This is a genomic window from Paenibacillus sp. FSL R7-0216 (assembly GCF_037969915.1).
GTDB lineage: Bacteria > Bacillota > Bacilli > Paenibacillales > Paenibacillaceae > Fontibacillus > Fontibacillus rhizolycopersici.
This window is the reverse complement of sequence record NZ_CP150222.1, coordinates 3,936,190-3,961,101: the sequence shown is the minus strand read 5'-3', so window position 1 is coordinate 3,961,101 and position 24,912 is coordinate 3,936,190. Positions and strand designations below refer to the sequence as shown.

Genomic DNA, 24,912 nt, shown 5'->3' with positions numbered 1-24,912 from the left:
GTTTCATTCCGTTCCTTTATTGAGAAGCCGATGCCGATAGCGCACCCGAGGCTTGCCGGGTTATGATAGGAGTAGAAATGCAAGCGTTACTTCACCAACTGAAACGGGGGAAATCGATGGAGAAGTATATCTTGGCTTTGGATCAAGGCACGACAAGTTCGCGGGCAATCCTGTTCAACCGGCAGGGGGACATCGTCTACTCGGCGCAGCGGGAGTTTCCGCAGTATTTTCCCGAACCTGGCTGGGTAGAGCAAAATCCGAACGAAATCTGGGGATCTATCCTATCGGTCATCGCCTCCTGCCTATCGGAATCCGGCATCAAGCCGAGGCAAATCGCCGGTATTGGCATTACGAACCAGCGAGAGACCACGGTCGTTTGGGAGAAAGAGAGCGGCAACCCGATTTATCCGGCGATCGTCTGGCAATCCCGGCAAACGGCCTCCATCTGTGAGGAGCTGCGCGAAGCGGGACATGACGCCCTGTTCCGGGCAAAGACCGGCCTGCTGCTGGATCCGTATTTTTCTGGCACCAAGGTCAAGTGGATCCTCGACCATGTCGAAGGCTCACGGGAACGGGCGGCAAACGGAGAATTGCTGTTCGGTACCATTGATACGTGGTTGATCTGGAAGCTGTCCGGCGGACGCCTGCATGTGACGGATTACTCCAACGCATCTCGGACGCTGATGTATAACATCCACGAGCTGACCTGGGATGACGAGTTGCTGGCGCTGCTCGATATACCGAAGGCGATGCTGCCTGAAGTCAAGTCCTCCTCCGAGGTGTACGGTACGACCATTCCCTATCATTTCTTCGGGGAAGAGGTACCGATCGCAGGAGCGGCGGGGGACCAGCAAGCCGCTTTGTTCGGGCAGGCTTGCTTCCAACCGGGAATGGTCAAGACGACCTACGGAACCGGCTGTTTCATGCTCATGAATACGGGGAGTACCCCAGTCGTATCCGAGCATGGGTTGATCACCTCGTTGGCTTGGGGATTAAACGGAAAAGTGGAATATGCGCTGGAGGGCAGCATTTTTGTGTCCGGTTCGGCGATCCAGTGGCTGCGCGACGGGCTGCGTCTATTCCGGGATGCGAAGGACAGTGAGGTATATGCCTCGCGCGTCGCCTCAACGGAAGGCGTCTATGTTGTTCCTGCATTCGTTGGCCTCGGAAGCCCTTACTGGGACAGCGATGTACGCGGGGCCGTATTTGGCCTGACGCGAGGAACAAAGAAGGAGCACTTCATTCGAGCGACGCTTGAGGCGTTGGCTTACCAGACGAAAGATGTCCTTAGCGCGATGGAGCAGGACTCCGGGTATGCCGTACGGTCCATGCAGGTGGACGGAGGGGCCGTCTCGAACGGATTCCTGATGCAGTTCCAGAGCGATATTCTCGGGGTGCCCGTAGAACGTCCAGCGATTGGCGAAACGACGGCGTTGGGGGCGGCCTTTTTGGCGGGGCTGGCGGTAGGCTACTGGAGTCATCTGGATGAAATTTCGCAGTGCAAACGGCTAGATCGCCGGTTTGAACCGGCCATGTCGCAGCCTACTCGGGAAGTCCTCTATCAAGGCTGGCTGAAAGCGGTTCATGCCGCGATGGCCTTTAAATAACAGACCGCCCAATTCTAAATGGTACCGCACCATTGCCCCTGTTCTTTCATAAGATGTGTTGACTGTATCCCTGAACCTTGTTAAAACCACAAAACCCGAGCAAGGAGGGGTGACGCATTTTGAAGAGCAGCGATCGTAACAGCAAATTTCTGTTAACTCATCGTGAACGGGAGGTCTTTGAACTTCTCGTGCAGGATAAAACGACGCGCGACATTGCCGGGCAACTATTCATCAGTGAGAAAACCGTCCGTAACCACATTTCTAACGTCATGCAAAAGTTGAATGTCAAAGGTCGCGCGCAGGCGGTTGTCGAGCTGATCAAGCTTGGGGAGCTGAAAATCTGACGGTAGACTACGCGTGCGTAGAAAGCCGCAAGCCTTCTTTTTCATCCCGTAAGGGGGAGAGAGGAGGTTTTTTTGTATTTTCAGGCGAATATCTACTTGTTATCCCGTTTTGATGAAAGAATCGGAATGAAGAACAGAGTAGTGGAAGAGCTGAATACGGAATACCATCGTCTTGGCTTATTGATTTTGAGAAAAAGGCATGAACGGCTTGCGTTAATTCGAATCCTCAGATTAATTCGTATCACCCAATGATGGCGAAAAAACGAAAACCTCCGAGCTCCCTTAGTAGGGTGTCGGAGGTTTTTGCTGTCCTATGCCTTACAGCGATTTCAAGTAATGAACGATCGTGAGCAACCCTTTGTCGAAGTTCTCCAAGTTGAAATGCTCGTTAGGCGCGTGCAGGTTCTCGTCTGGCAGCCCAAAGCCCATCATTACAGCCGGAGCCGAAAGGACGCGGGACAAGGTCTCGACGATCGGAATCGAACCGCCGTCCTTGGTGAACAACGCCCGCGTGCCGTAAACGGATTGGTAGGCATCGGCCGCTTTTTGCAGCATCGGATCTTCCGGATTGCACGTAAAGGCCCGGGCTTTCTCGGTTGCTCTGACCTTCAGCGTCGCCCCCGGCTGCAGGTGTTTGTTTAGATGACGCTCAATACGGTCGATCGTGGCCTGCGGGTCCTGGTCGTCGACGAGGCGGCAGGTGATTTTGGCGTGAGCTTCCTTCGGCAAGACCGTCTTGGTCCCTTCTCCTTGAAATCCGCCGTAGACCCCGTTGAGTTCCAGCGTCGGCCGGGCACCCGTCCGTTCGACGAAAGAGTAACCGGCTTCGCCGTAAAGCTCGTTCAAGCCGAGGTCATGCTTCAGCTTCTCCTCATCAAATTGCTGTTTGACGAATTCCTCGCGCTCCAACGTGGACAATTCGTGAACGCCTTCGTAGAAACCCTCGACCGTTACCCGTCCCTGATCATCGTGTAGGGAGGCGAGCAACGCCACGAGTGCGTGCAGTGCGTTAGGCACACCGCCGCCAAACGTTCCGGAGTGGAGATCGGTGTTCGCGGTGAACACCGAGACCTCCATCGCACATAAGCCGCGGAGACCAATGCAGATGGCCGGTTTGCCCGGTGCCATCAGGGCCGTATCGGAGATTAGGATTACGTCGGCGGCCAGCTTCTCCTGATTGTTTTCCAGGAAGGAGGGCAGGTTTGGACTCGTGACTTCCTCTTCCCCTTCGATACAGAATTTGATGTTGATTGGAAGCTCGTTCTCCTGTTTTAAAATTGCTTCTATCGCCTTGATATGCATAAACACTTGGCCTTTATCGTCTGTCGCCCCGCGAGCGTAGAGCTTGCCGTTCCGGATAGACGGCTCGAAAGGTGGCGTTTCCCACAGATTCAGCGGGTCCACCGGCTGTACGTCATAGTGTCCGTACACCAAAACGGTCGGCTTGCCCGGAGCGTGCAAATGCTCTGCATAAACGACGGGGTGTCCGGCGGTTGGATGGACCTCCACCGCTTCCATGCCGGCCTGGCGCAGTGCTTCTGCGATCCATTCAGCCGCCTTCAGCACATCGCCTTTGTGTTCGGACAAAGCGGAGATGCTGGGAATCCGAAGCAAGTCGCCAAGTTCCTTCAAATGTTGTTCGCGGTTCGTAGAAAAGTATGCTTGATAATCCATCGTCGATTCGTTCCTCCCGAACTAGTTTTACCCGTATATTCTACACCTTTTTTGCCGAGAACACGAATGACGGGGTTCACGCTGATCGTCTAGGTTTCTGGAGCTACCTTAAATTCATCTTAAAAACAGCCAAGCTTTTTTTAGGAATATTTAAGGTAAGGCCGGATAATTTCTGGTAAAGTCAAGAAAGTACGCTGAATAAAAAAGAATGCTTCAGAAGAAGGGAGTCGCAAAGACATATGGACGAAAAGGACAAAAAAGAGCTGGAGGTAACCGGGGGCGAAGCCGGAGCCGCTGAGGAGGAGACGCAGACACCGGGTGGACAAGCTGAACCGGCAGACGTCGCAGCGGACGAGCCGAAGGAAGCGGAATACGATCCGGCAGACGACGCGGATTTTATCGCCGAAGCCGACGAGGATTCGACGCCGGTGATGGTCTCCCAATACGGGGAGCCTGAGGCCGCAGCGGTCCAAACATCCAAATCCGGCAGCAAGGTATGGCCGATCGTGTCGCTGATCCTAGCCGTCTTGCTGATCGTTGTGTTGATAAAACCACCGTTTGCCTCAACCAAAGCGGAGGCCGTGGCTACGGTCAACGGGGTGGAAATTACGAAGGATCGACTTTATGACGAATTGGCTGCCAGCGGCGGGGAACAGGCCCTGACGAACCTCATTAACCAGGAGCTCGTGAACCAAGAGGCTGCCAAGAAGAATATTACGGTCACGGACGCCGACATCGACGCCGAAATCGAAAGCTACAAAACCCAGTTCGGCTCGGAGGATGCCTTGAATCAAGCTTTGGTGCAGTATGGCATGAGCTTGGATGACTTGCGCAAGCAGGTTGTGATGGAACTCAAGATGACCAAGCTGCTGGAACCGCAAATCAAGGTGACCGACGATCAAATCAAGGAAACGTTCGAAACCTACAAGGAGTCCTTCAATACGCCGGAGCAGGTTCGGGCCTCTGTTATTTTGGTAGCTACCGAGCAAGAAGCGAAGGATATCGTGAAGCAGTTGAATGAAGGCGCAGACTTCGCGGAGCTGGCCAAGAGCAAATCGCTTGACACCGCAACGAAAGAGCAAGGTGGCGACACCAATTTCTTTGCTCGCGGCGAGAAGGAAGAAGCGGTGGAAACGGCAGCCTTTAAGCTGGCGAAAGGGGAAGTCAGCGAGCCTGTGAAGACGACCGAAGGTTACCAAGTCATCAAAGTGACCGACAAGAAGGAAGCTAAGACGGCGACTCTAGAAGAGAAGAAGGAAGAGATTCGTAAAGGTCTCGTCTCCCAACAAGTATCCAGTTTGTCTGGTACGTGGCTGGAGGATGTGCGAGGCAAGGCGAAAATCACCAATACATTAACGGATGCGGCCGCTGCCGAGTAAGAGGGCGTCGGAGCACGCGTGGTACCGCCGGAGCACAATGCTTCGGCGGTTTTTTGTATTGCCGACACGATCCCCTAACGGCTTTGTGTTTCCCGGAGTCTGGCGGTACAATGAGGATAAAAGCGGTTCTTGACGTATCCGATCGGGATGGATGGTTTGGAGGCAGGGGTAAATGACGGATTGGTATGAGCGAAGTTTCGGTGATGACTATCTGCTGGTGTACAAACACCGCGATGCGCAGGGGGCCAAACAGGAAGTGGAGAGGATGGTCGGCTGGCTGCGCCTGGCGCCTGGAGCGAAGGTGCTGGATTTATGCTGCGGCATGGGACGCCATTCGTTAGCGTTGGCCGAAGCCGGATACAGGGTCACCGGCGTGGATCTGTCTGAGGTGCTGTTACGTGAGGCGAAACGCTTCGACCCCCGGGGCCAGGTGACTTGGCACAAGGCCGACATGCGCCGGTTGCCGCTGGAACACGGAGAGTTTGACGCGGTGGTGAACTTGTTTACTTCGTTCGGATACTTTAGGGAGGATGTAGAGCAGATCAAGGTGTTGCGAGAAGCAGCACGCGTGCTGAGGCCGGGCGGCCGTTTTCTCCTCGATTTCCTGAATCCTGCTTATACAACGACCCATCTTGTTCCGTATTCGGAACGGGAGGATGAGGGACAGCGGATCGTGGAACTTCGTCGGATTGAAGACGGGTATGTCATCAAGGATATCGTCATTACCTCCCCCGGCGGGGAACCGAGGCATTACATAGAGCGGATTAAGCTATACGGGTTGGATGATTTTCGGCGTATGCTGAGGGAGGCTGGATTGCACTTGCAAAACGTTCATGGAAATTATGACGAAGAGATCTACGATCCGGAAACGTCACGGCGCATGATCCTAGTGGGGGTGCGCCAATGACGTTGCTGCCGGAAATTCAGCTTTGGGAGCGGGAGGTCGTCGCCCGCGTTCCCATCTCCATGGCTCCTCCCCTTCGACGGGTAAACAGTTACGTGCTGCGGGGGGAGGAGGGGATTACGATCATCGACCCGGGGCCGCGGACGGACGAAACGATAGGCGAATGGCGGGCCGCCTGGCAGGAGCTCGGAATCACGCCCCGCGACATCACCCAGATCGTTCTAACCCATCATCATCCCGACCATTACGGTTTGGCGGGATATTTGCAGGAGGTTACCGGGGCGGTTATCCATATGTCCCCGCGGGCTTATGAGGAGACGCGACTGATGTGGGGACAGGACAGCCGAATGCACGAGGCGCTACCCGAATTGTTCCGCCGGCACGGGATGCCGGAAATGTGGTGTGATCAGCTGCCAGGGCATTTGAACGGCTTTATTGCCCAAGTGACCCCGGCTCCTGAGGTGACGTTCCTCCGAGAAGGAGAACCGATCTGGATGGGTGGACGAGCCTGGCTGCCGATTGAAACGGCCGGACATGCCCCGGGGCATCTGTCGTTTTACGATGCCGGGCATAAGCTGATGTTTTGCGGGGATGCGGTGCTGCCGCAAATCTCCCCTAACGTCAGCTTCCTGCCCGGCAGCGATCCACAGCCGCTGCAGTCGTTCCTGGATTCACTCGTGAAACTGAGCGCATATGAGGTCGTGACCGCTTATCCGGGACACCGCAATCCGTTCGATTATTTCGCGGAGCGCGTTCGGCTGTTGCTTCAGCATCATGAGGAACGGCTTCTGCGCATCGAAGGCTTGCTGCGGGAGCGGCCGCAGACGGCCTTCGATGTTTGTTCTACCTTGTTTGGCACAGAGCTCGGCATTCACCAAATGCGATTCGCGATGTCGGAGACGCTGGCGCATCTGGTGGAGCTGGTTCGGCAAGGGCGAGCTGAAGAGCAATCACTTGGAGATCGTGAAAACGAGGTCATCCGGTTTGCGCTGGTATAGTGAATCCCAAAGAAGGGCGGCATCGGATGCCGCCCTTCTTTATTCCCCGCGTGCGGATCACCGCTCTGAATCCAGTGACTCCTCGCCGCGTTCTTTTTCCCGCTCCGCTTGCTTGCGGTGGGCGATACGGCTACTGGCAGAGGCTGCGATCGCACCGACGATATCGTCCAGGAACGTGTTGCACGGTCCCAAAGACTTATCGTTAAGCTGTTCCAGGATGCCCGGCTTCAGCTTGTCGACATAGCCGTAGTTGGTAAAGCCGATGCTGCCGTATACGTTAACGATAGAGAAGGCTAAAATTTCGTCAACCCCGTACAAACCTTCATCATTGGCGATCATGTCCTGAAGCTCGGGGATCAACATCCCCTGCTCCGCCAAAATATCAAGCTGGATGCCGGTTAATACCGCATTTTGCACCTCGCGTTTGGTCAGCACTTGCTCCACGTTATGTATGCACTCTTCCATCGTCAGGTTCGGGTAGTATTTTTGCTGCAAAAACAGAACGAGTTCGGCGATTTGCTCCGTGGTAACGCCGCGCTTCTGCAACCACGCTTTGGTGGCGTCGGCGACCTTCTTACTGTTCAGGCTGTAAGGCGTTTTGGCTTTCGGTTGTTCCATCCCCATACACTCTACTCCTCGTGGTTGAATTGGATGACAAGATATGAAGCAGTTTGTCCAGATCCCGGAAAAATATAGTTATTTTTCGGGACAGGTCTCGTATATATAGTAATACAAACCTTAGCCAAATGAAAAACTCAGGGAGGCACGAGCAAAATGAAATGGAACCGCCGAATACGAAATACGGCTGCCGTCGGGGTAATCTCGCTTCCGTTGTTGCTGTCGGGTTGCGGGTTGTTTGGGGGGAGCTCCGCCCAAATTGATCCTCCGCCCACGGATATGGAAACCCAGATGCTGAAGGGACTTGACGCTGTTGAACAGACAAGCTTTAGCCAAGAGGAAGCACTCTCTACGGTTTATTTGGTGAACGAGCATGGCAAGCTGGCACCGGTTGCCTTGCACCTGCCCGAGGGCGAAGCTTCGCTGAAGTTAAATCGGATGCTGGAGATGCTCGTGAAGAACGGCAAGTATGCGGGCCTGCTACCGGCGGGATTTAGCGGGATCCTTCCGGCGGGCAGCGAGGTCAAGGCGGTCACCGTCAAAAAGGACGAAAAGCTGGCCGTCGTCGAATTCAACAAGGCGTTTGCCGGCTACGAAGCAGCGGACGAGCGCAAAATCCTTGAGGCATTGACTTGGACGTTAACCGGAACGCCGGACGTGGAGAAGGTTCAGCTATGGGTTGAAGGAGAAAAGCTGAATGAGATGCCGGTGAACGGCACGCCGCTGGATCGTCCGCTCAGCCGCAATTTCGGCATCAACCTCGAATTGAAAGGGGAATCCGGCCTGTCTCAACTGAGCCCGGTGATCGTGTACTTCTCGGCGGCCACGCCGGATGGGGTCCAATATTTCGTCCCGGTGACCCGATTTGTTCCGGCTGATGGCGATTCCGTCAAATCGGCGCTGGGCGAGCTGCTTAAGGGGCCGCAACAGGGCGACGGCCTGGAGCGGGTTGTGACGGACAATACGAAGCTCGACAGCGTCGAGGTTTCGAAAGACGGCGTCGTTACCGTCGCGCTGACGGACGACATGTTCGAAGCCGGGGAGAAGCTGCCGGCGCAAATGCTGCAATCGCTGGTGCTCACGGTGACCGAAAACAAGGATGACAGCAAGGTACGCATTTGGCTAAACGGGCAAAAGGAAGTTGTTGGCCTGGACAACCAGACCTACAGCGAACCGGTGATGCGGCCGGAGACGATTAACGAAATTCCGCTGTAAACCGTGCTCATTAACGGCATGCTAAACCGCCGATAAAAGGGAACCCTGCGAGGTGCAGGGTTCTTTTTTTGGCCGAATGGAAAGGTGCTTTTATGACCACACTTTGGTAGAATAGGGAAAGCAAACAGACAGCAAGAAACCGTAGGAGGCAGTAATGATGAGAAGCAACGGACGCCAGGCGAATGATCGCCGGCCGATGAATTTAACCGTGAATATTAATAAATACGCGGAGGGTTCCGTTTACATTGAGGTAGGCGATACCAAAGTGATGTGTACCGCAACCGTCGAGGAGAAGGTCCCGATGTTTATGAAAGGCCAAGGCAAGGGTTGGGTAACGGCCGAGTATTCGATGCTGCCCCGTGCGACCCAAACGCGTAACCAACGGGAATCCGCCCGCGGCAAGCTGAGCGGCCGGACGATGGAAATCCAGCGTCTGATCGGACGCTCGCTGCGTTCGGTCGTTGATCTGCAGGCGCTGGGCGAACGCTCAGTCACGATCGACTGCGACGTGCTACAGGCGGACGGGGGAACGCGGACCACGTCGATTACCGGAGCCTTCGTGGCGATGGCGCTGGCGATGCACAAGATTGCTCAGAAGCATGCGCTGCCGAAGTTTCCGATCACCGATTTTCTGGCATCCGTCAGTGTGGGTATCGTCGGAGAAGATACTTTGCTGGACCTCAACTATGAAGAGGATTCCAAAGCCAAGGTGGATATGAACGTTGTCATGACCGGGCGAGGCCAATTCGTTGAGATACAAGGAACCGGTGAGGAGAATCCGTTCTCCCGTTCGGAATTGGATGGCTTGCTGGCGATAGCTGAGAAAGGGATCCGGGAGATGATTGAGCAGCAGCGTGAAGCGCTCGGACCCATTGCGCTGCAGATCAGCAGCAGGCAGTCCGGATCGGCGGTGTAAGCATGATCGAAGGACCGGTGGTTATCGTTGCGACCCGCAATGCCGGGAAAGTGAAGGAGTTCGCCCATGCGTTGGCTCCGTTAGGCAAAGAGGTCCAGAGCTTGGCCGATTATCCGGAGGCACCGGAAGTTGAGGAAGATGGAACAACGTTCGCGGAGAATGCCCGAAAGAAGGCCAAAATGGTCGGCGACGCGCTGGGCCGGCCTGTGCTGGCCGACGATTCGGGGCTCTGCGTCGACCAGTTGGACGGCGCGCCGGGCGTTTACTCGGCAAGATATGCCGGGGAAGGCGCCAGCGACGAGGACAACAACGAGAAGTTGCTTGCCGAGCTGGAGAAGCGGCGGCTTGGCGAAGATACGGAACAGCCGCTGTTGAGCACGGCGCGTTTTGTCTGCCACCTGGCTTTGTATGATCCGGCTAATGGGCAGTTTATCGAAGCCTCCGGCGAAGCCCAAGGCTGGATCACTTCCGCCCCAGCGGGCGGCGGCGGGTTTGGTTATGACCCGCTGTTTTATCTGCCGGCCTACGACAAGACGTTCGCCGAGCTGACGCTGGAGGAGAAGCAGGCTGTCAGCCATCGGGGCTCTGCATTGCGGGCATTGTCGGAGAAGCTGAGCGGGATAGCCTCAGGAAAGTAGATCTACGGTTCATTTTGCCCCAAAGTCCCAAAAAGGCCTAGTCGCCCGAAATTAACGCCAGGAAATACCGTTAATTTACGTCGAGGCGCTAGAATCGGTAAAATGAACATTAGGTTTTCCAGTTAGCGGCAGATAAAAAGCAAGCCAGGTCCCCTGTGGGATCCCGGCTTGCTTTTTTGTGCTTTTTCTTAACGAATTTTCACGTTGTACTTGTTTAGCCAGAAGTTCACCTGCGACAAATAAGCGAACAATTGTGGGCCGCTCATCAACTGGCCGAACCACGGCAGGTTGGAGGACGATTCCTTGGATGCGGCGATAGCGCGGATTTTGTCCGCATCGATCAGCGGCAGGATCGGCGAGGTGGGATCGTCGAGAATTTTCAGCATCTGATCGCGCACCGCGGTAAGGTAATTCGGATTATGCGTTTTGGGATAAGGGCTTTTTTTGCGATACAACACGTCTTCAGGCAGGATGCCTTCGAGCGCTTTGCGCAGAATGCCTTTTTCCCGATTCCCCGTCGTTTTGATCTCCCACGGAATGTTCCAGACGTATTGCACCAGTCGATGGTCGCAATAAGGAACGCGAACCTCCAGTCCAGCAGCCATACTCATGCGGTCTTTGCGGTCAAGCAGTGTGGGCATGAACCGCGTGATGTTCAGGTATGACATCACTCGCATCCGGGCCCGTTCCCCCGTCTCCCCTTCCAGCTTCGGCGTCTCCCCTACCGCTTCGTTGTAACGATCGGCGATGTATTGTTCCGGTTTGATCCATTCGCGGATTTCCGGTGACAACAAATCGGCGCGCAGTCCCGTCGCCACCGACCACGGGAACGTTCCTGAATTCAGCAGCTCTTCACGGTGAAACCAGGGGTATCCGCCGAAAACTTCGTCCGCGGCTTCACCGGAGATGGCGACCGTCGCCCCTTTTTTGATTTCCCGGCAAAACAACAGCAGTGAAGCGTCAACGTCGGCCATCCCGGGAAGGTCGCGGGCGACTGTCGAATCGGGCAGGGCATCGACCAGCTCGGGGGTATCGAATTGGATCGCGTGATGGGCGGTCTGTAACTCCTCTACCATACGATTAATCCATGGACCATCCGCGCCGGGTTGATAGCTGTGAGCTTGAAAATGTTTGTCGTTGTCGACGTAATCGATCGAATACGTATGCACTTGACCTTGGCCGGTTCGCTTGTAGTAATCAACGGCCAGCGCGGTCAGCGCACTGGAGTCCAGACCTCCGGACAGCAAGGTGCACACCGGCACATCAGAGATGAGCTGGCGATCCATCGTATCCTGCAGCAGTTTGCGAATGGTGGCTGCGGTCTCTTCCACATTGTCCGTATGCGGCTCGGCTTCTAGCTTCCAATAGGCGTATTTGCGCAACCCGCTGCGGCTGAAGATCATGACGTGACCCGGACGCAGCTCCTTCAAATCCTTATATACGCCATGGCCAGGCGTCCGCGCCGGACCCATGACGAAAATTTCGGCAAGACCTTCGGGCCCAACGACAGGCTCCACCTTTGGATGGCGTAAAATCGCCTTCGGCTCGGAACCGAAGATCAGCGTACCGTCAATTTCGCTGTAGAATAGCGGTTTTACCCCAAGGCGGTCCCGGGCAAAAAAAACATGCTCCCGAACGCTGTCCCAAATCGCAAACGCATAGATCCCGTTCAGCCGGTACACGCAATCCGGCCCCCACTCGATATACGATTGCAGTAACACCTCCGTATCGCAGTTGGTACGAAACTTACGTCCTCTCCGCTGCAACTCAGCCTTCAGTTCAGGAGCATTATAAATCTCCCCATTATATACAATCGTAAACACCGCATCGTCTTCATGAATGATCATCGGCTGGGCCCCATTCTCGGGGTCCATGACGCTAAGGCGCCGATGTCCGAAAGCACACGGGCCGGAAATCCAAGTTCCCTGGGCATCGGGTCCCCGTTTTTCCAGACAGGACGTCATGGATAATACCAGATCCGATTCTTTGGTCAAGTCCCGGTTCCATTCGATAAAGCCGGTTATTCCGCACATTTTTGCTATCTCCTCTCCGCATTGCTTTACAGTCCCCGCTTGCCGACCGGGTGAAAAGTATTAACAAATTATGCCGAACAAGGGCATAAAATGTCTGTCCATTATGGAAAACTATGGCTTGAGGGCGGCAAAGCACGAGGTGAATACAAGCAATAGGAAGGAGGAATTCACTTGGAAAAGAGGCCTTTTTTCGTTTCTGTTCAAGGGCGCTCGCTGCTTGAGGATCCTGGAGCCGCGGCGTACGAATGGGAGGTCCAAGCAACCCGCCAGGAGGCGGACACCCTAAGCCATATGCTCGAGCAGTTGGGGGAGAAGGAGGAAAGCGGCTTTCTGGCTTTTACGTACCCTTGGCCGGATACGCCGGAGGGCGAGGTGAACCGCAGCTACGACAGCCTCCTGAACGCGTTGTACCGTGAGATTTATCGGCTGGGTACGGCAGAGACCCGGGCGCAAATGGAGCGTTCCGGTTTTGCGGCTCAGCTGTAGTTTCTTTGGATTCCACCCGAAAGGAGCAACACCTGTGACGTATTATATCAAGGACGCTGAGTTTCGGCGGATGGACGAGCATCAAGACCGGCCCTGTGCGGTGATTCAGGTGTACCCGGGGGCGGTGGGCGACCCCGATCTATTTGTTTACGTGGCTCGTGCTAAGGCGGAAAACGAGTATGAAATCATCCGAATGATTCGCAGCGATGCCGATTTGGAGATCGACTGGTACGATAATAGCCTGCATCAGGCGTTCGCCGACGTGGCGGAAGACCAGTTCGGAGACCGGGGGTGGCCGGAACCGGAAGCTCAACGTAAGGAGTTTCTGCAGAACCTGCTCGCCAATGAGCAGATTGCCGCCCGGCTGGAGCAGTTGCCTACTTGAGACCACGCCAAGATTTTGCCAAAAAGCGCTTTGAAAAAACAAAAGGGATGCGCTATAATTATTAACGCATCCTTTTTTCATACCTGTGTCCCAGTAGCTCAGCTGGATAGAGCAACGGCCTTCTAAGCCGTCGGTCGGGGGTTCGAATCCCTCCTGGGACGTAACAAGAGAGCACCCGTAAGGGTGCTTTTTTTTGTTGCGTCCCAGGTTGGTATGAGAACCCCAACAGGGGTTCGTCGAAGCGAAACCGCCCGCGCAAGCGGGGCGGAGGAGCGGAGTTTCGTGTTCCCGATTTGGGTTGAGCTAGATGGATTTTCTACATCTATTTTCGTTGTTTTCAGGCAAAAGGAATAATTGAGTTGGAAATCCTACAGTTAAATCTACCCGAAATAGCCTCCGAACGAGAAATCAAGAAAAATAGCTGTAGATTTTCCACTTTGTGCCGTCCCCAAGAGACAAAACCGAAAAATGAAGTGTAGGTTTTCCAGTTAATGATCCTTCCGGACAGAGGTATCATTCTACTTTATTACATCCTAAATTGGGGCGAGCTCTCCTTAGGGGATTCATCGAAGCTAGGCTGCCCAAACGAGCAGGGCGGACGTGTGAAGTCTCGAGCGATGCGTGAGAGTACCTCGATACAGGAACGTCGTCCAACTAATTAAAAAATCAAAAACCCCTTTGAGATCAAAGGGGCTGGAGGTTACTAGGTTATGGAGCGGGTGAAGGGAATCGAACCCTCGCCTCAAGCTTGGGAAGCTGGCGTTCTACCATTGAACTACACCCGCAAAAGCTAAGCAAGAAATATTATAACGCGAACCAAGAAGAGAATCAAGCCCCGCCAAATATTACCGGTCGGGGCTTTTGCTTGTTACTTGACGATGATTCTTCGGGCTGCTGCCATCCCTCTTAACTCGATGTTTAGTTTCTCCTTTTCTTCGGGGTTCAATTCCAGGCGTAATCCGTAATGTTGGCTTGAGGGCTCAAGCTCCTTCTGCCAGCGAATTTCCCCTGGAAAGGTGCGCATCTCGTCACTTAACCGTACATGCAGTAGGATGCGCAAGTCGTGAGAAGACGCGTGCAGATTCAATTCGGTGCGGACCCGGCAGCCCGATTTACTGATGTCGATTAGATCGATCTGAGCGGGCTTGCAGGGCAGCGGTTGCCCATCAATGGATAGGATTTCAAGCGAGGCCTCGATCGGCGGATACAGAGAGTAACGGAAAGGTTCAGTTCTTCTAGTTGTTGTCATAAATAAGATTATAGCGAAATTTGTCGAGAGATACATGGATTTTTCAAAGGAGGAGAGGGCGAAATTTTTTTTACATTTTTACATAACCTTACAATCTACGAGAATTGATTTAACAATTGTATACGACAATCAAATCGTAGTTACATATGCCAATATAAAAGGGTGAAATGAATGAAGACGAGTAAGGTATTGGGGATGATTTTGGCCTCCGCGGTCGTAGCGACGACGGCGATGGCATCAAGCGCAGCAGCTGAAGCCGGCCACAAGACGGCCGCAGCCAAATCTAGCGTAAGCCAGCTGAAAGTAGTGAATCAGAGCGTAGTCATCGACGGAACCAAAGTGTCGTTGAAATCCGTGTCGGTGAACAAAGCGGTCTTGTACTCGCTTCGCGACTTGGCCGGTGGACTCGGGGCAACCATTAAGCAATCCGGTGCCGAATTGACCGTTACCGACAGCCTGGGGCAACACGCAGTCACTTTGAAAGCCGGCGCGAAAGCATATCGGGTCGATGGAGTTAGCGCTCAGTTTACGGTTGCTCCGCAATCCGTACAAGGCTCGCTTTACGTAGAACCTGCCACGCTGATTCAAGCACTAGGAGGCGAAGTGCTCCCGGGTACAGGCGAGGTTCGCAGCACGGGACGCTTGAGCGGCCAATTCTCCGCCCCATGGTTCAACGCAGCTGGCAGTATCATTGTTAGCCAGGACGATGCAGAAACGGCACAGTTGTTCAAATTGGGCAATAACGGACAATTTGAACTCTTTTCCGATAACGGGAATCTCACTGGGGCTGCCTTGTCGCCTGACCTTACCACAGCGGCCTTTACGGATGAAAATGGCGCTTTGTTCTTGATCAATACAGGGAACGGTACCGTGAAGAAGCTTGGCTCCGACACCACGGTGAAGACGGATTTGACCTGGTCGGCGGACGGCAAGAAAATCTATTTCATCCAAGGCGACAAACAAGAGAAGATCGCATACATAAGCCTGGATACCGCTCAAGCGACGGAAGTGCTGGCGGATAAAGTGGAGAACAAAGCCGAGGTTCAAGTGTCTCCGGACGAGAAGAAGCTGGTGTATTTCGTTAACGTGACCGGCAAAGCCGAAACGGATAAAGAAGGCACAGAGGAATCGTTGACCATCGATTACTCTAAAGCGGGGACGCAAGTATACTCTCTGGAGCTTGGCAAGAAGGACGCTAAACCAGTGCAATTGACAAAAGAACTGGACAACAAATTGTATCTTTCCCTGCTTTCCGACGGCAGCGCGGCATATATCAGTGCCGATCCCGACGGGGCGACGGACGGCAGTGTGCTGAAGCTGATTTCGGCAGACGGTACCAAAATCAGTAACTTGGTCGCCGATGCAGACGTCTTATCGAGCCGCTTAGTTAACGGTAAGTTGGTCATTCTTGCTGAAGATGCCAACGGAAGCCATCTGTTTGAAGTGGCTCCAACCGGCGCGAAAACGGAATTGTATGGCACCAAAGCGTCCGTCTCCGAATGGTCCGTAGCGAAGAATGGAACGATCGTACTCATCGAGGACGGCAAGGTAATCTTGGTTCAAAGCGGCAAATCGACAGAGCTGACAAAATAATGGGATTCGGAAGGGGTTTATTTGAATGAACTGGTTGAAAAAATTATCATTGGTCGCGGTAGCCTCGGCAGTACTGCTGTCGACGACGATTTCGGGCTCTGCTTGGGCGAAGGATGACCTTAAGGGCAAAATTACGGTTAACGGCTCGACAGCGTTGCTACCTCTGACTTTGCAAGCCGCCAAGGAGTTTCAAAAGCTGCATCCGAAAGTGAAGATCGCTGCTTCCGGTAAAGGCTCCGTAACTGGACCTCAAGCGGTTAAGAAGGGGATCGCGCAAATCGGCGCTTGCGACTGGGATGCCAGCACAGACGTTCCCGGATTTAAGGCGTTCGACGGGCAAGTAGCCAACAAAGTCGCAGTGATTCCGTTTGCTACGATCGTGAATAAGAGCGTGAGCGTGGACAGTCTGACGACCGAGCAACTGAAGGGCATTTTCGCTGGTAAAATCACCAACTGGAAAGAGGTTGGCGGCGATGACGAAGATATCGTGGTCATTACTCGCTCGTTTGGCTCGGGCACACGCGTTAACTACCAAGCCAAAGCGCTCGGTGGCGGGGATATCGTGAAAAAAGAAAAGAACTACAAGGAAGTTGGCTCCAGCGGCGACATGAAAACAGCCGTAGCCACGACGCCGAATTCGATCGGCTACATCGATTTAACGTATATCAGCGGGAAAGACATTAAAGCCGTGAAGCACAACGGAGTTGAAGCTTCGGTGGAGAATGTCATCAACGGCAAATATAAAATTTGGTCGTACGGTTATTACATGACGAAGGGTCAACCAACCGGCGCGACAAAAGCATTTATCGAATACGTACAAAGCAAGAAGTTCCAAGAAGGTTCCCTGAAAAAATTGAAATTCATTCCGATTTCGGCAATGAAATAAGCAGAAGCTTGCATTAACCCGGCCAGCCCCATCACCTACGGGGCTGGTCTTACGCATGGGAGGAACCAGGGTGAATCTACCTGCTCAACATACCGCATCGCACGCCGGAGCGGCATCCAAACCCCAGCGTGACCCGCATGGCCTGACGGCCGGGAATAAACGGGCACGGCTGATGGACCGGCTATTCAAGAATTACTTTCTGTTCAGCATTTTGGCCTTATGCCTCGTACTGGCAATGGTCGTTTTCTTTATCGGCAGGACCGCGATTCTGACCTTCGGGGAGGTTTCGTTTGCAGAATTCTTCTTCTCCTTCAATTGGACGCCGGAGGAGGATCGGTTCGGTGCTGCATTGTTTATCATTAACACGTTGTCCTTAACTGCGTTGACCATGATCATCGCGGTTCCGATTTCCGTAGGGATGGCGATCCTGATCGCAGAAATTGCCCCAAATTGGCTCAAAAAAATCATCCGTCCGCTGCTGGACCTGCTGGTCGGCATCCCCTCGATTGTTTACGGGTATCTCGGGTTGACGGTGCTGCTTCCATTCCTCCGCGATCTGAGCGGCGAGGGTTTGGGCGACGGGCTTCTGGCTGCCGCACTGGTTCTGACGATCATGATACTGCCAACGATCAGCCGTATCAGCGACGATGCGATCTCGGCCGTACCGAAGAAGTATCGCGACGCTTCCTACGCCTTGGGCTCGACTCGGTTGCAGACCATCTTTAAAGCCGTGCTGCCGGCGGCCGGACGGGGTATCGTTGCCGCTATCATTTTAGGGATGACCCGCGCCATCGGCGAGACCATGGCTGTGGTGATGGTCATCGGGAATACGCCTCAGCTGGCAAAGTCGCTGTTTGCGCCCGCCTCGGTGTTGACGAGTAATATCGTCATGCAAATCTCCAACGTAGAGTTCGAATCTACTTGGAATTACAGCTTGCATATGATGGCGTTTTTGCTGCTGCTCATTTCCTTCGCCCTGATTTTGCTCATCCGCTACGTCGGACGAAAGAGAGAGGTGTAGCCAATGAACGGGTTTCAACGATCCCGAAAATTTAGCCGTTCCTTGCTGTGGGACCGCGCTGCCACCGGTGTCTTTTATGGATTGGGAGCGCTGATCTTGCTGTTGATTGCTTGGCTGCTGTTTACGATCCTGAGCAAAGGGCTGCCGCAAATTTCCTGGGGGTTTCTGTTCAAGCTGCCGGAGGAGATCGATGCCGGCGGCGGCATCGGTCCGATGCTGTTCAACTCCTTTTACGTCCTCTTCCTCTCGCTGGTGATCTCGATTCCAATTGGCATCGGCGCGGGCATTTATATGGCGGAATACGCACCGAACAATCGGTTTACAGAAGTGCTGCGCATTTGCGTGGAATCGTTGTCCTCCGTGCCTTCGATTGTCTTCGGCATGCTGGGCTTGGCGATTTTCGCGGAATATTTCGGGATCGGCCTCACGATCCTTGGCGGGGCGGTTAGCCTGGCATTCCTCAACCTGCCCATGCTGGCTCGGGTAACGGAAGAGGCGGTTCGCGCCGTGCCAAACGATCTCAGAAATGCGGCTTACGCGCTGGGTACCACCCATTATCAAGCGATCCGTACGGTCGTGATCCCTGTGGCGATGCAGGCGATCGTCACCGGAATCTGTCTGGTGGCAGGCCGCGCATTCGGGGAGTCGGCCGTCATCATTTTGACGGCAGGACTCAGTACTTCGGGAGAAATGTGGGACTTCAATCTGTTCTCCCCCGGAGAAACCTTGGCCGTTCATCTTTGGTACGTCCAATCGGAGGCGATCGTCGAGGATGCCCGGGAGATCGCCGACAAATCGGCCGCCGTACTCGTGTTCGTCGTGCTGTTGATCAACTTGGTGTTCCGCGTACCGCTCTGGTTCAATAATCGTAAACTGAAGAGATAATGCCAGGCGTAGGAAGGAAAACTTGAAAAGCCGCGGGAGCGATTTGCTCCTGCGGCTTTATTTTGGCGGTATACCTGTTAGTTCTCAAGCACCGTGGTTTGCTGATGGACGGGTCAGCAGATCCCGGATATCCGATTCGATTTCCGCGGGCTCGGTGCGGGCGCCGTACCGCTTGACGATCGCTCCCTCCCGGTCCACAAGGAATTTCACGAAGTTCCACTCGATATCACCGGTGTCGTAAGGATCTGGCGTATGCTCCCGCAGATATCGGTACAACGGGTGAGCTTGCGCTCCGTTAACGTCGATTTTAGCGAAGAGCGGGAAGGTGACCTGATAATTCGTTTCGCAAAACGTCTTAATCTCTTCTTCACTTCCCGGCTCCTGCTCCGCAAATTGGTTGCAAGGAAAGCCAAGGACGGAGAAGCCTTGGTTCTTGTATTCGCTGTACAGGTGCTGCAGCCCAGCATAGTGTGGAGTCAACCCGCAGGCACTGGCGGTGTTCACGATCAATAGTACGCGGCCTTGGTAAGGTGCAAGCGTCGTTGTTTCGCCCGAGATGGTACGGACCTCGATATCGTAGATGCCCTTAGGCTCTGAACTCATAACATCACCTCTCGCATAATTGATAACGTTTACCTCTATTCTACTCCAAAAGTTCCCAATATTTCAAATTTGAATAGATCGCCCGAAGAATAGCTGTCATAGACATGACATTAAGAAATTTTCTATTGTCTATCCTGTGAAAATGCTGTAAAGTAACTTATCAAACAAACATTTTTCTGTTTTGTGTCAGTTAACTTAACACTTCAATTGACCATAGTTCGATTAATCGTCACTTTTAGCGAAAAAACGGCAAAAAAATGTGATTTATCATATATCGCTTCGATCACAGCGGTTGCTTAAGTTTGGACTTTAGTTGGTTGCAGTGAGGAAGTGAGAATATACATTCGTCCGCTCTATAGGGACAAAACGACAGGGTCCGACCTTCTGCAAAACAGAGTTGGAAGGTAGTTGTATAACTTGTTGCTTTAGCAAATCACAGCAAGATAGAACGTTTGCACATTTGTCTGCCATTGACGGACATTGTCGAAACCGCGATATTCCATTTTTTCAGGAAAAGAGGCTGTAACATGATTCAACCCATTTTGCAGATTGAGGATTTGCACACCCACTTTTTTACCGATCGAGGCGAAATCCCTGCGGTGGACGGCGTGAACCTGTATGTCAATCCGGGGGAGGTGCTAGGCGTCGTTGGGGAATCGGGCTGCGGCAAGAGCGTAACCTCATTGTCGATCTTAAAGCTCATCCCACAGCCTCCCGGCAAAATCACCAGCGGGTCGATCTTGTTTAAAGGGCAGGATATCGTCCCGATGAAAGAACGGGAAATGCGATCGATTCGCGGGAACTCCATCTCGATGATTTTTCAGGAACCGATGACGTCGCTGAATCCATTGTTTACGGTCGGCCAGCAGATTGGAGAGACGGTCCGGTTGCACCGAGGGTTAAGTAAAAAGGAAGCCCGCGAGCATACGATTGACATGCTGAAAAAGGTCGGCATACCAAGACCGGAAGCCATTATCGACGAATATCCCCACCAGTTATCCGGCGGGATGAGGCAGCGGGTCATGATCGCGATGGCGATCTCCTGTAATCCTGAGCTTCTGATCGCCGACGAACCGACTACGGCGCTCGATGTGACCATCCAGGCGCAAATCCTTGACCTCATTCGGCGATTGAACGAAGAGAATGGTACCGCCGTGATGATGATTACCCACGATCTTGGGGTCGTTGCTGAAATGTGCCACCGCGTTGCGGTCATGTATGCCGGAAAGGTCGTAGAGGAAGGCAGTGTACGGGATATTTTCAAAAATCCGCTGCACCCCTACACGCAAGGGCTGATCAAGTCAGTGCCGCGTATGGACGAGGAACGCAAGCGACTGTTCTCCATCCCAGGCAACGTGCCCATTTTGAACACTCAGATGAAGGGGTGCCGCTTTGCCGAACGTTGTCCGCACGCAATGCCGATTTGCCTGGAACAGCTGCCCGAACTGAGGGAATACGAAACGGCGCACAACTGCCGGTGCTGGCTCCATGAAACGCCACAGGAGGAAGTCGTATGAGTGAACCATTACTGCAAGTAGAGCATCTAAAAAAATACTATCCCCTCGGGGGCGGTTGGTTCGGCCAGACACAACAATTCGTCAAAGCAGTGGACGACATCTCGTTTACGGTGAATAAGGGCGAAACGTTTGGGCTGGTAGGGGAAAGCGGCTGCGGGAAATCGACGACAGGCCGTTCCTTGCTCCGGTTGATCGAGCCGACCAGCGGGAAAGTGATGTTTGAAGGGGAAGAAATCACGGCCCTGTCTCCGGAAGCGCTGCGTAAGAAACGCAAAGATATGCAGATCGTATTCCAGGATCCATTCTCATCGCTGGACCCGCGCCATACCGTACAACGTATCCTTGAGGAACCGTTGATCGTACACGGCGTGGGCAACGCCAAGGAACGGCGAGCGATGATCGACCGATTAATCGACGTCGTTGGCCTGACACAAAGTCATTTGCAGCGTTATCCGCATCAGTTCTCCGGCGGACAGCGGCAGCGGATTGGCATTGCAAGGGCGTTGTCCTTGCAGCCGAAGCTGATCGTCGCCGACGAGCCCGTCTCGGCGCTCGACGTGTCGATCCAGTCGCAGGTGGTGAACCTGCTTCAGGATCTGCAGGAGGAATTCGGCTTGACTTATATCTTTATCGCCCACGACCTTAGCGTCGTGAAGCATATCTGCGATCGGGTCGCGGTGATGTATCTAGGCCGGATCGTCGAGATCGCCGACAAGCACAAGTTATATTCGGTGCCTCAGCATCCGTACACGCAGGCGCTCCTGTCCGCGGTTCCGGAGCCCGATCCGGACAAGAAGGCAGAACGGATCATCCTGCAGGGCGAAGTGCCCAGCCCGGCCAATGCGCCGGTCGGCTGCGCGTTCCATACGCGGTGTCCGATGGCGATGGAGGTCTGTCGGACGCACCGCCCAGAGTTGGCCGAGACGGAAGCGGGCCATTTGACGGCGTGCCACTTGTTCACGGAAGCGAAGACGGCAGGAAGCGCGAGTTTAGCGTAAGGGTTAGGTTTCGAGCACCGAGAAGGTTGGATGAAGCTAGGGAGTGAGTAGCGGAGCGTAGCTGGAAGCTACGTGAGCAACGGAAGGACCGGCTAAATTCAAGATTCGACGCCGATGATGCTCCACCTGACTTGCATCGTGATCGAAGGATGACGTTTTGAACTACCATAATGGTTTATAGCTGGGAACTAAGCCCGGCTTCTTATAAACAAGAAATTATATATCGTGATTCAGAAGGGAGCCACAATATGAAAGCAAAGAGATGGAGTAGTGTCGTTTTAGTCATGATGCTTAGCGCAGCCGTTGCCTTGACGGGTTGCGGAGGGAACAACAATGCCGGCAGCAGCAATACTGGCGGAACCAATGCGGGTACGAATACGGAAGCGAACGCTCCGGCTAATTCCGCCCAAGACACCTTGATTGTCGGTCGCGGTGGGGATTCTGCATCCCTGGATCCGGCGATCGTCACGGACGGAGAATCGCTGAAAATCGCGCACCAAGTGTTCGACTCCCTGCTGGAGTACAAAGAAGGAACTACAGAGGTTCAGGGTTCCCTTGCCGACAGCTGGACCGTGTCCGATGACGGTTTGAAATACACCTTCAAGCTGCGTCAAGGCGTGAAATTCCATGACGGCACCGAATTTAACGCCGATGCGGTCGTATTCAACTTCAACCGTTGGACGGATCCGAGCAGCGAATTCAAATTCGAAGGCGACTCCTTCGACTATTATGATTCCATGTTTGGTCCGGACGGCAAACGCGTCATTAAAGAGGTTAAAGCCGTTGACCCAAGCACGGTAGAATTCACATTGAACCAGCCGCAAGCTCCATTCTTGCAAAACCTGGCTATGACCTCCTTCGGAATCGCCAGCCCAACGGCCATCCAGGAGAAGAAGGAGAACTTCAAGAACGAACCGGTTGGCACAGGTCCATTCGTGTTCAAAGAGTGGAAACGCAACGATTCGATCACGTTGGAGAAGAACGCAAGCTACTGGAAAGAAGGCCTTCCGAAGCTGAATAAAGTCATCGTTCGCTCGATTCCGGACAACTCTGCACGCTTCAATGCCTTGCAAAGCGGAGAGATCGATTTGATGGAAGACTTGAGCCCGGACGATCTGGCGACGCTGGAAGCCAACCCGGACCTGCAAAAGATCGAGCGTCCTTCCAACAACGTTGGTTACGTCGGCTTCAACACGAAGAAAGAACCGTTTAACAACGTGAAAGTAAGACAAGCGCTGAACTATGCTGTCGACAAGCAAGCGATCATTGACGCTTTCTTCGCCGGCCAAGCGGAACCTGCCAAGAACCCGATGCCGCCGTCCCTGTGGGGCTACAACGACAGCATCGCCGATTACGAGTTTGATCCAGAGAAAGCTAAATCATTGCTGGCGGAAGCAGGTTATCCGAACGGCTTGCCTGGTGAATACGTCTTTTATGCCATGCCAGTATCCCGTCCGTATATGCCAGACGGCAAAAAAGTTGCCGAAGTCATTCAACAAAACTTCGAAGCCGTTGGCGTGAAGGTTGTCATTGAGTCTCCGGAATGGGCCACTTATCTGGATGATGCACAAGCCGGCGAGAAAGACGATCTGTACATGCTGGGCTGGACCGGCGACAACGGTGACCCTGACAACTTCTTGTACACGTTGCTGGACAAAGACGCGATTCCGTCTAACAACTACAGCTACTATGCGAACGACGAGCTTCATGAATTATTAGTCGCGGCGCAAAAAGAAACCGAGCAATCGAAACGTGAAGAGTTGTATAAACAAGCTCAAGAAATTATCAAAGCCGACGCTCCATGGATTCCGCTCGTGCATACGACGCCGCTCTTGGCAGCGAAAGCAAATCTGAAAGGTTATGTCCCGGCGCCGACAGGTACGGAGTACTACAGCAATATCTATTTCGAATAACAGGCGGTATCTTAACGCCTCTGGCAGGTGAACCTCATCTTGAAAGCTTATGTATTGAAACGAATCCTCATCATGGTTCCTGTCCTGATCGGCATGACGATTATCGTATTTTCCATTATCCATGCGATTCCCGGTGATCCTGCGGAAACGATTCTGGGTCAGAAAGCGACCGAGCAGTCCAAAGAGGCGCTTCGCGAGCAGCTTGGCCTGAACAATCCGTGGTATCAGCAGTATTTCGCGTACATGGGGGATTTGCTGAAAGGGGATCTTGGGCAATCGATCCGCACAAGAGTGCCGATTGCCCAAGAGATCACTCCGTATCTGGCGGCAACGGCAGAATTGACCGTGGCGGCCATGGCGTTTGCGATTTTCTTCGGCGTGAACGCCGGCATTATCAGCGCCTGGAAGCAAAACTCTTGGTTCGATTACATCTGCATGCTGATCGCGCTCATCGGGGTGTCGATGCCGATCTTCTGGCTAGGGTTGATGGAACAGTGGATCTTCTCGCTCAAGCTCCATTGGCTGCCTTCGATCGGGCGCATGAATCAACGGGATCCGGTAGAAGCCGTCACCAATCTATATCTGATCGACAGCCTCATCGCGGGTCGATGGGATCAGTTATGGACGGTGTGCAAGCATTTGATTTTGCCAAGTGTGGCTCTGGGTACGATTCCGATGGCGGTCATCGCCCGAATGACGCGATCCAGCATGCTCGAAGTCATGAACTCGGATTTCGTTCGTACGGCTAAAGCCAAAGGGTTGTCGCAATTCATCGTCGTTTATAAGCATGCGTTGAAAAATGCCTTTATTCCCGTGCTGACGGTCATCGGTCTACAAACAGGTGCGTTGCTTGGCGGCGCGGTTCTGACCGAAACGATTTTCGCCTGGCCGGGCGTAGGACGGTACATTTACGAGGCAATCAGCTCGCGTGATTATCCGGTCATTCAGTCCGGCATCCTGATTATTGCCTTTCTGTTCGTCGTCATTAATCTGATTGTGGATTTGCTGTATGCAGCGGTGGATCCGCGCATCCGTTACCGGTAAAGGAGG

General features: G+C 53.6%; 23 protein-coding genes and 2 tRNA genes. 19 read left to right on the top strand and 6 right to left on the bottom strand.

Going from position 1 to position 24,912, the window contains the following annotated elements:
• The first annotated feature begins 116 nt into the window (after nucleotides 1-116).
• Together glpK and MKZ15_RS18080 are read left to right on the top strand one after the other, a co-directional pair.
• Complete coding sequence (glpK, locus tag MKZ15_RS18085; protein ID WP_213623346.1) at nucleotides 117-1,607, top strand: glycerol kinase GlpK; 1,491 nt, start codon at nucleotides 117-119, stop codon at nucleotides 1,605-1,607.
• Between the two features lie 119 nt (nucleotides 1,608-1,726).
• Nucleotides 1,727-1,951, top strand: a complete 225-nt coding sequence (locus MKZ15_RS18080; RefSeq protein ID WP_009225122.1) for a LuxR C-terminal-related transcriptional regulator — start codon at nucleotides 1,727-1,729, stop codon at nucleotides 1,949-1,951.
• A gap of 318 nt (nucleotides 1,952-2,269) precedes the next feature.
• Here MKZ15_RS18080 and MKZ15_RS18075 read toward each other — a convergent pair whose 3' ends face one another.
• Nucleotides 2,270-3,625, bottom strand: a complete 1,356-nt coding sequence (locus MKZ15_RS18075) for a dipeptidase (protein ID WP_339817234.1) — start codon at nucleotides 3,623-3,625, stop codon at nucleotides 2,270-2,272.
• A 239-nt stretch (nucleotides 3,626-3,864) separates the two neighbouring features.
• Between MKZ15_RS18075 and MKZ15_RS18070 the strand changes: the two genes are divergently transcribed.
• From MKZ15_RS18070 to MKZ15_RS18060, 3 genes are all read left to right on the top strand, one after another.
• Nucleotides 3,865-5,004 (top strand): peptidylprolyl isomerase, encoded by a 1,140-nt coding sequence (locus MKZ15_RS18070; protein ID WP_155606306.1) that lies wholly within the window; start codon nucleotides 3,865-3,867, stop codon nucleotides 5,002-5,004.
• 172 nt (nucleotides 5,005-5,176) lie between these two features.
• Entirely contained in the window at nucleotides 5,177-5,911 is a 735-nt protein-coding gene (locus MKZ15_RS18065; protein ID WP_339817232.1) for a methyltransferase domain-containing protein, read from the top strand.
• The gene (locus MKZ15_RS18060) at nucleotides 5,908-6,906 is read left to right on the top strand and encodes an MBL fold metallo-hydrolase (RefSeq protein WP_339817230.1); all 999 of its coding nucleotides are present in this window, start codon (nucleotides 5,908-5,910) and stop codon (nucleotides 6,904-6,906) included. The genes MKZ15_RS18065 and MKZ15_RS18060 overlap by 4 nt, the downstream gene beginning before the upstream one ends.
• Nucleotides 6,907-6,963: 57 nt before the next feature.
• On the opposite strand, the gene MKZ15_RS18055 is transcribed toward MKZ15_RS18060, so the two are convergent.
• Nucleotides 6,964-7,530: a phosphatidylglycerophosphatase A gene (locus MKZ15_RS18055; protein ID WP_193418127.1), complete on the bottom strand. Its 567-nt coding sequence runs from the start codon at nucleotides 7,528-7,530 to the stop codon at nucleotides 6,964-6,966.
• Between the two features lie 150 nt (nucleotides 7,531-7,680).
• Between MKZ15_RS18055 and MKZ15_RS18050 the strand changes: the two genes are divergently transcribed.
• From MKZ15_RS18050 to MKZ15_RS18040, 3 genes are all read left to right on the top strand, one after another.
• On the top strand, nucleotides 7,681-8,739 hold the full coding sequence (locus tag MKZ15_RS18050) for a GerMN domain-containing protein (RefSeq protein WP_155606309.1): 1,059 nt from the start codon (nucleotides 7,681-7,683) through the stop codon (nucleotides 8,737-8,739).
• 154 nt (nucleotides 8,740-8,893) lie between these two features.
• On the top strand, nucleotides 8,894-9,655 hold the full coding sequence (rph, locus tag MKZ15_RS18045; protein WP_155606310.1) for a ribonuclease PH: 762 nt from the start codon (nucleotides 8,894-8,896) through the stop codon (nucleotides 9,653-9,655).
• A gap of 2 nt (nucleotides 9,656-9,657) precedes the next feature.
• Complete coding sequence (locus MKZ15_RS18040) at nucleotides 9,658-10,293, top strand: XTP/dITP diphosphatase (RefSeq protein WP_339817229.1); 636 nt, start codon at nucleotides 9,658-9,660, stop codon at nucleotides 10,291-10,293.
• Between the two features lie 188 nt (nucleotides 10,294-10,481).
• Here MKZ15_RS18040 and asnB read toward each other — a convergent pair whose 3' ends face one another.
• On the bottom strand, nucleotides 10,482-12,326 hold the full coding sequence (gene asnB / locus MKZ15_RS18035) for an asparagine synthase (glutamine-hydrolyzing) (RefSeq protein WP_339817227.1): 1,845 nt from the start codon (nucleotides 12,324-12,326) through the stop codon (nucleotides 10,482-10,484).
• A 171-nt stretch (nucleotides 12,327-12,497) separates the two neighbouring features.
• Between asnB and MKZ15_RS18030 the strand changes: the two genes are divergently transcribed.
• From MKZ15_RS18030 to MKZ15_RS18020, 3 genes are all read left to right on the top strand, one after another.
• A complete protein-coding gene (locus MKZ15_RS18030) occupies nucleotides 12,498-12,812 on the top strand; it encodes a hypothetical protein (RefSeq protein WP_193418119.1) in 315 nt (104 codons plus the stop codon).
• A gap of 34 nt (nucleotides 12,813-12,846) precedes the next feature.
• A complete protein-coding gene (locus MKZ15_RS18025) occupies nucleotides 12,847-13,197 on the top strand; it encodes a hypothetical protein (protein WP_339817226.1) in 351 nt (116 codons plus the stop codon).
• An 87-nt stretch (nucleotides 13,198-13,284) separates the two neighbouring features.
• A tRNA-Arg gene (locus MKZ15_RS18020) sits at nucleotides 13,285-13,358 on the top strand.
• Nucleotides 13,359-13,908: 550 nt separating this feature from the next.
• Here the strand turns inward: MKZ15_RS18020 and MKZ15_RS18015 are convergent.
• Together MKZ15_RS18015 and MKZ15_RS18010 are read right to left on the bottom strand one after the other, a co-directional pair.
• A tRNA-Gly gene (locus MKZ15_RS18015) sits at nucleotides 13,909-13,982 on the bottom strand.
• Between the two features lie 83 nt (nucleotides 13,983-14,065).
• Nucleotides 14,066-14,446 (bottom strand): PilZ domain-containing protein, encoded by a 381-nt coding sequence (locus MKZ15_RS18010; protein ID WP_167521210.1) that lies wholly within the window; start codon nucleotides 14,444-14,446, stop codon nucleotides 14,066-14,068.
• A gap of 171 nt (nucleotides 14,447-14,617) precedes the next feature.
• On the opposite strand from MKZ15_RS18010, the gene MKZ15_RS18005 reads away from it, so the two are divergent.
• The 4 genes from MKZ15_RS18005 (at nucleotide 14,618) to pstA (ending at nucleotide 18,831) form a co-directional block, all read left to right on the top strand.
• Nucleotides 14,618-16,039: a stalk domain-containing protein gene (locus MKZ15_RS18005; protein ID WP_339817224.1), complete on the top strand. Its 1,422-nt coding sequence runs from the start codon at nucleotides 14,618-14,620 to the stop codon at nucleotides 16,037-16,039.
• A 25-nt stretch (nucleotides 16,040-16,064) separates the two neighbouring features.
• Nucleotides 16,065-16,925 carry a phosphate ABC transporter substrate-binding protein gene (locus MKZ15_RS18000; RefSeq protein ID WP_155606317.1) on the top strand — a complete coding sequence of 287 codons (861 nt, stop codon included), beginning with the start codon at nucleotides 16,065-16,067 and terminating at the stop codon, nucleotides 16,923-16,925.
• Nucleotides 16,926-17,067: 142 nt separating this feature from the next.
• The gene (pstC, locus tag MKZ15_RS17995; RefSeq protein ID WP_339822497.1) at nucleotides 17,068-17,946 is read left to right on the top strand and encodes a phosphate ABC transporter permease subunit PstC; all 879 of its coding nucleotides are present in this window, start codon (nucleotides 17,068-17,070) and stop codon (nucleotides 17,944-17,946) included.
• A 3-nt stretch (nucleotides 17,947-17,949) separates the two neighbouring features.
• The gene (gene pstA / locus MKZ15_RS17990) at nucleotides 17,950-18,831 is read left to right on the top strand and encodes a phosphate ABC transporter permease PstA (protein ID WP_155606319.1); all 882 of its coding nucleotides are present in this window, start codon (nucleotides 17,950-17,952) and stop codon (nucleotides 18,829-18,831) included.
• An 84-nt stretch (nucleotides 18,832-18,915) separates the two neighbouring features.
• Here pstA and MKZ15_RS17985 read toward each other — a convergent pair whose 3' ends face one another.
• Nucleotides 18,916-19,434 carry a glutathione peroxidase gene (locus MKZ15_RS17985; RefSeq protein ID WP_339817221.1) on the bottom strand — a complete coding sequence of 173 codons (519 nt, stop codon included), beginning with the start codon at nucleotides 19,432-19,434 and terminating at the stop codon, nucleotides 18,916-18,918.
• Between the two features lie 527 nt (nucleotides 19,435-19,961).
• Here MKZ15_RS17985 and MKZ15_RS17980 point away from each other — a divergent pair.
• The 4 genes from MKZ15_RS17980 (at nucleotide 19,962) to MKZ15_RS17965 (ending at nucleotide 24,906) form a co-directional block, all read left to right on the top strand.
• Nucleotides 19,962-20,951: an ABC transporter ATP-binding protein gene (locus MKZ15_RS17980; RefSeq protein WP_193418114.1), complete on the top strand. Its 990-nt coding sequence runs from the start codon at nucleotides 19,962-19,964 to the stop codon at nucleotides 20,949-20,951.
• The gene (locus MKZ15_RS17975; RefSeq protein ID WP_339817219.1) at nucleotides 20,948-21,949 is read left to right on the top strand and encodes a dipeptide ABC transporter ATP-binding protein; all 1,002 of its coding nucleotides are present in this window, start codon (nucleotides 20,948-20,950) and stop codon (nucleotides 21,947-21,949) included. The genes MKZ15_RS17980 and MKZ15_RS17975 overlap by 4 nt, the downstream gene beginning before the upstream one ends.
• 248 nt (nucleotides 21,950-22,197) lie before the next feature.
• Nucleotides 22,198-23,862, top strand: a complete 1,665-nt coding sequence (locus MKZ15_RS17970) for an ABC transporter substrate-binding protein (protein WP_193418110.1) — start codon at nucleotides 22,198-22,200, stop codon at nucleotides 23,860-23,862.
• Between the two features lie 39 nt (nucleotides 23,863-23,901).
• Complete coding sequence (locus MKZ15_RS17965) at nucleotides 23,902-24,906, top strand: ABC transporter permease (protein ID WP_193418108.1); 1,005 nt, start codon at nucleotides 23,902-23,904, stop codon at nucleotides 24,904-24,906.
• Nucleotides 24,907-24,912: the final 6 nt, after the last annotated feature.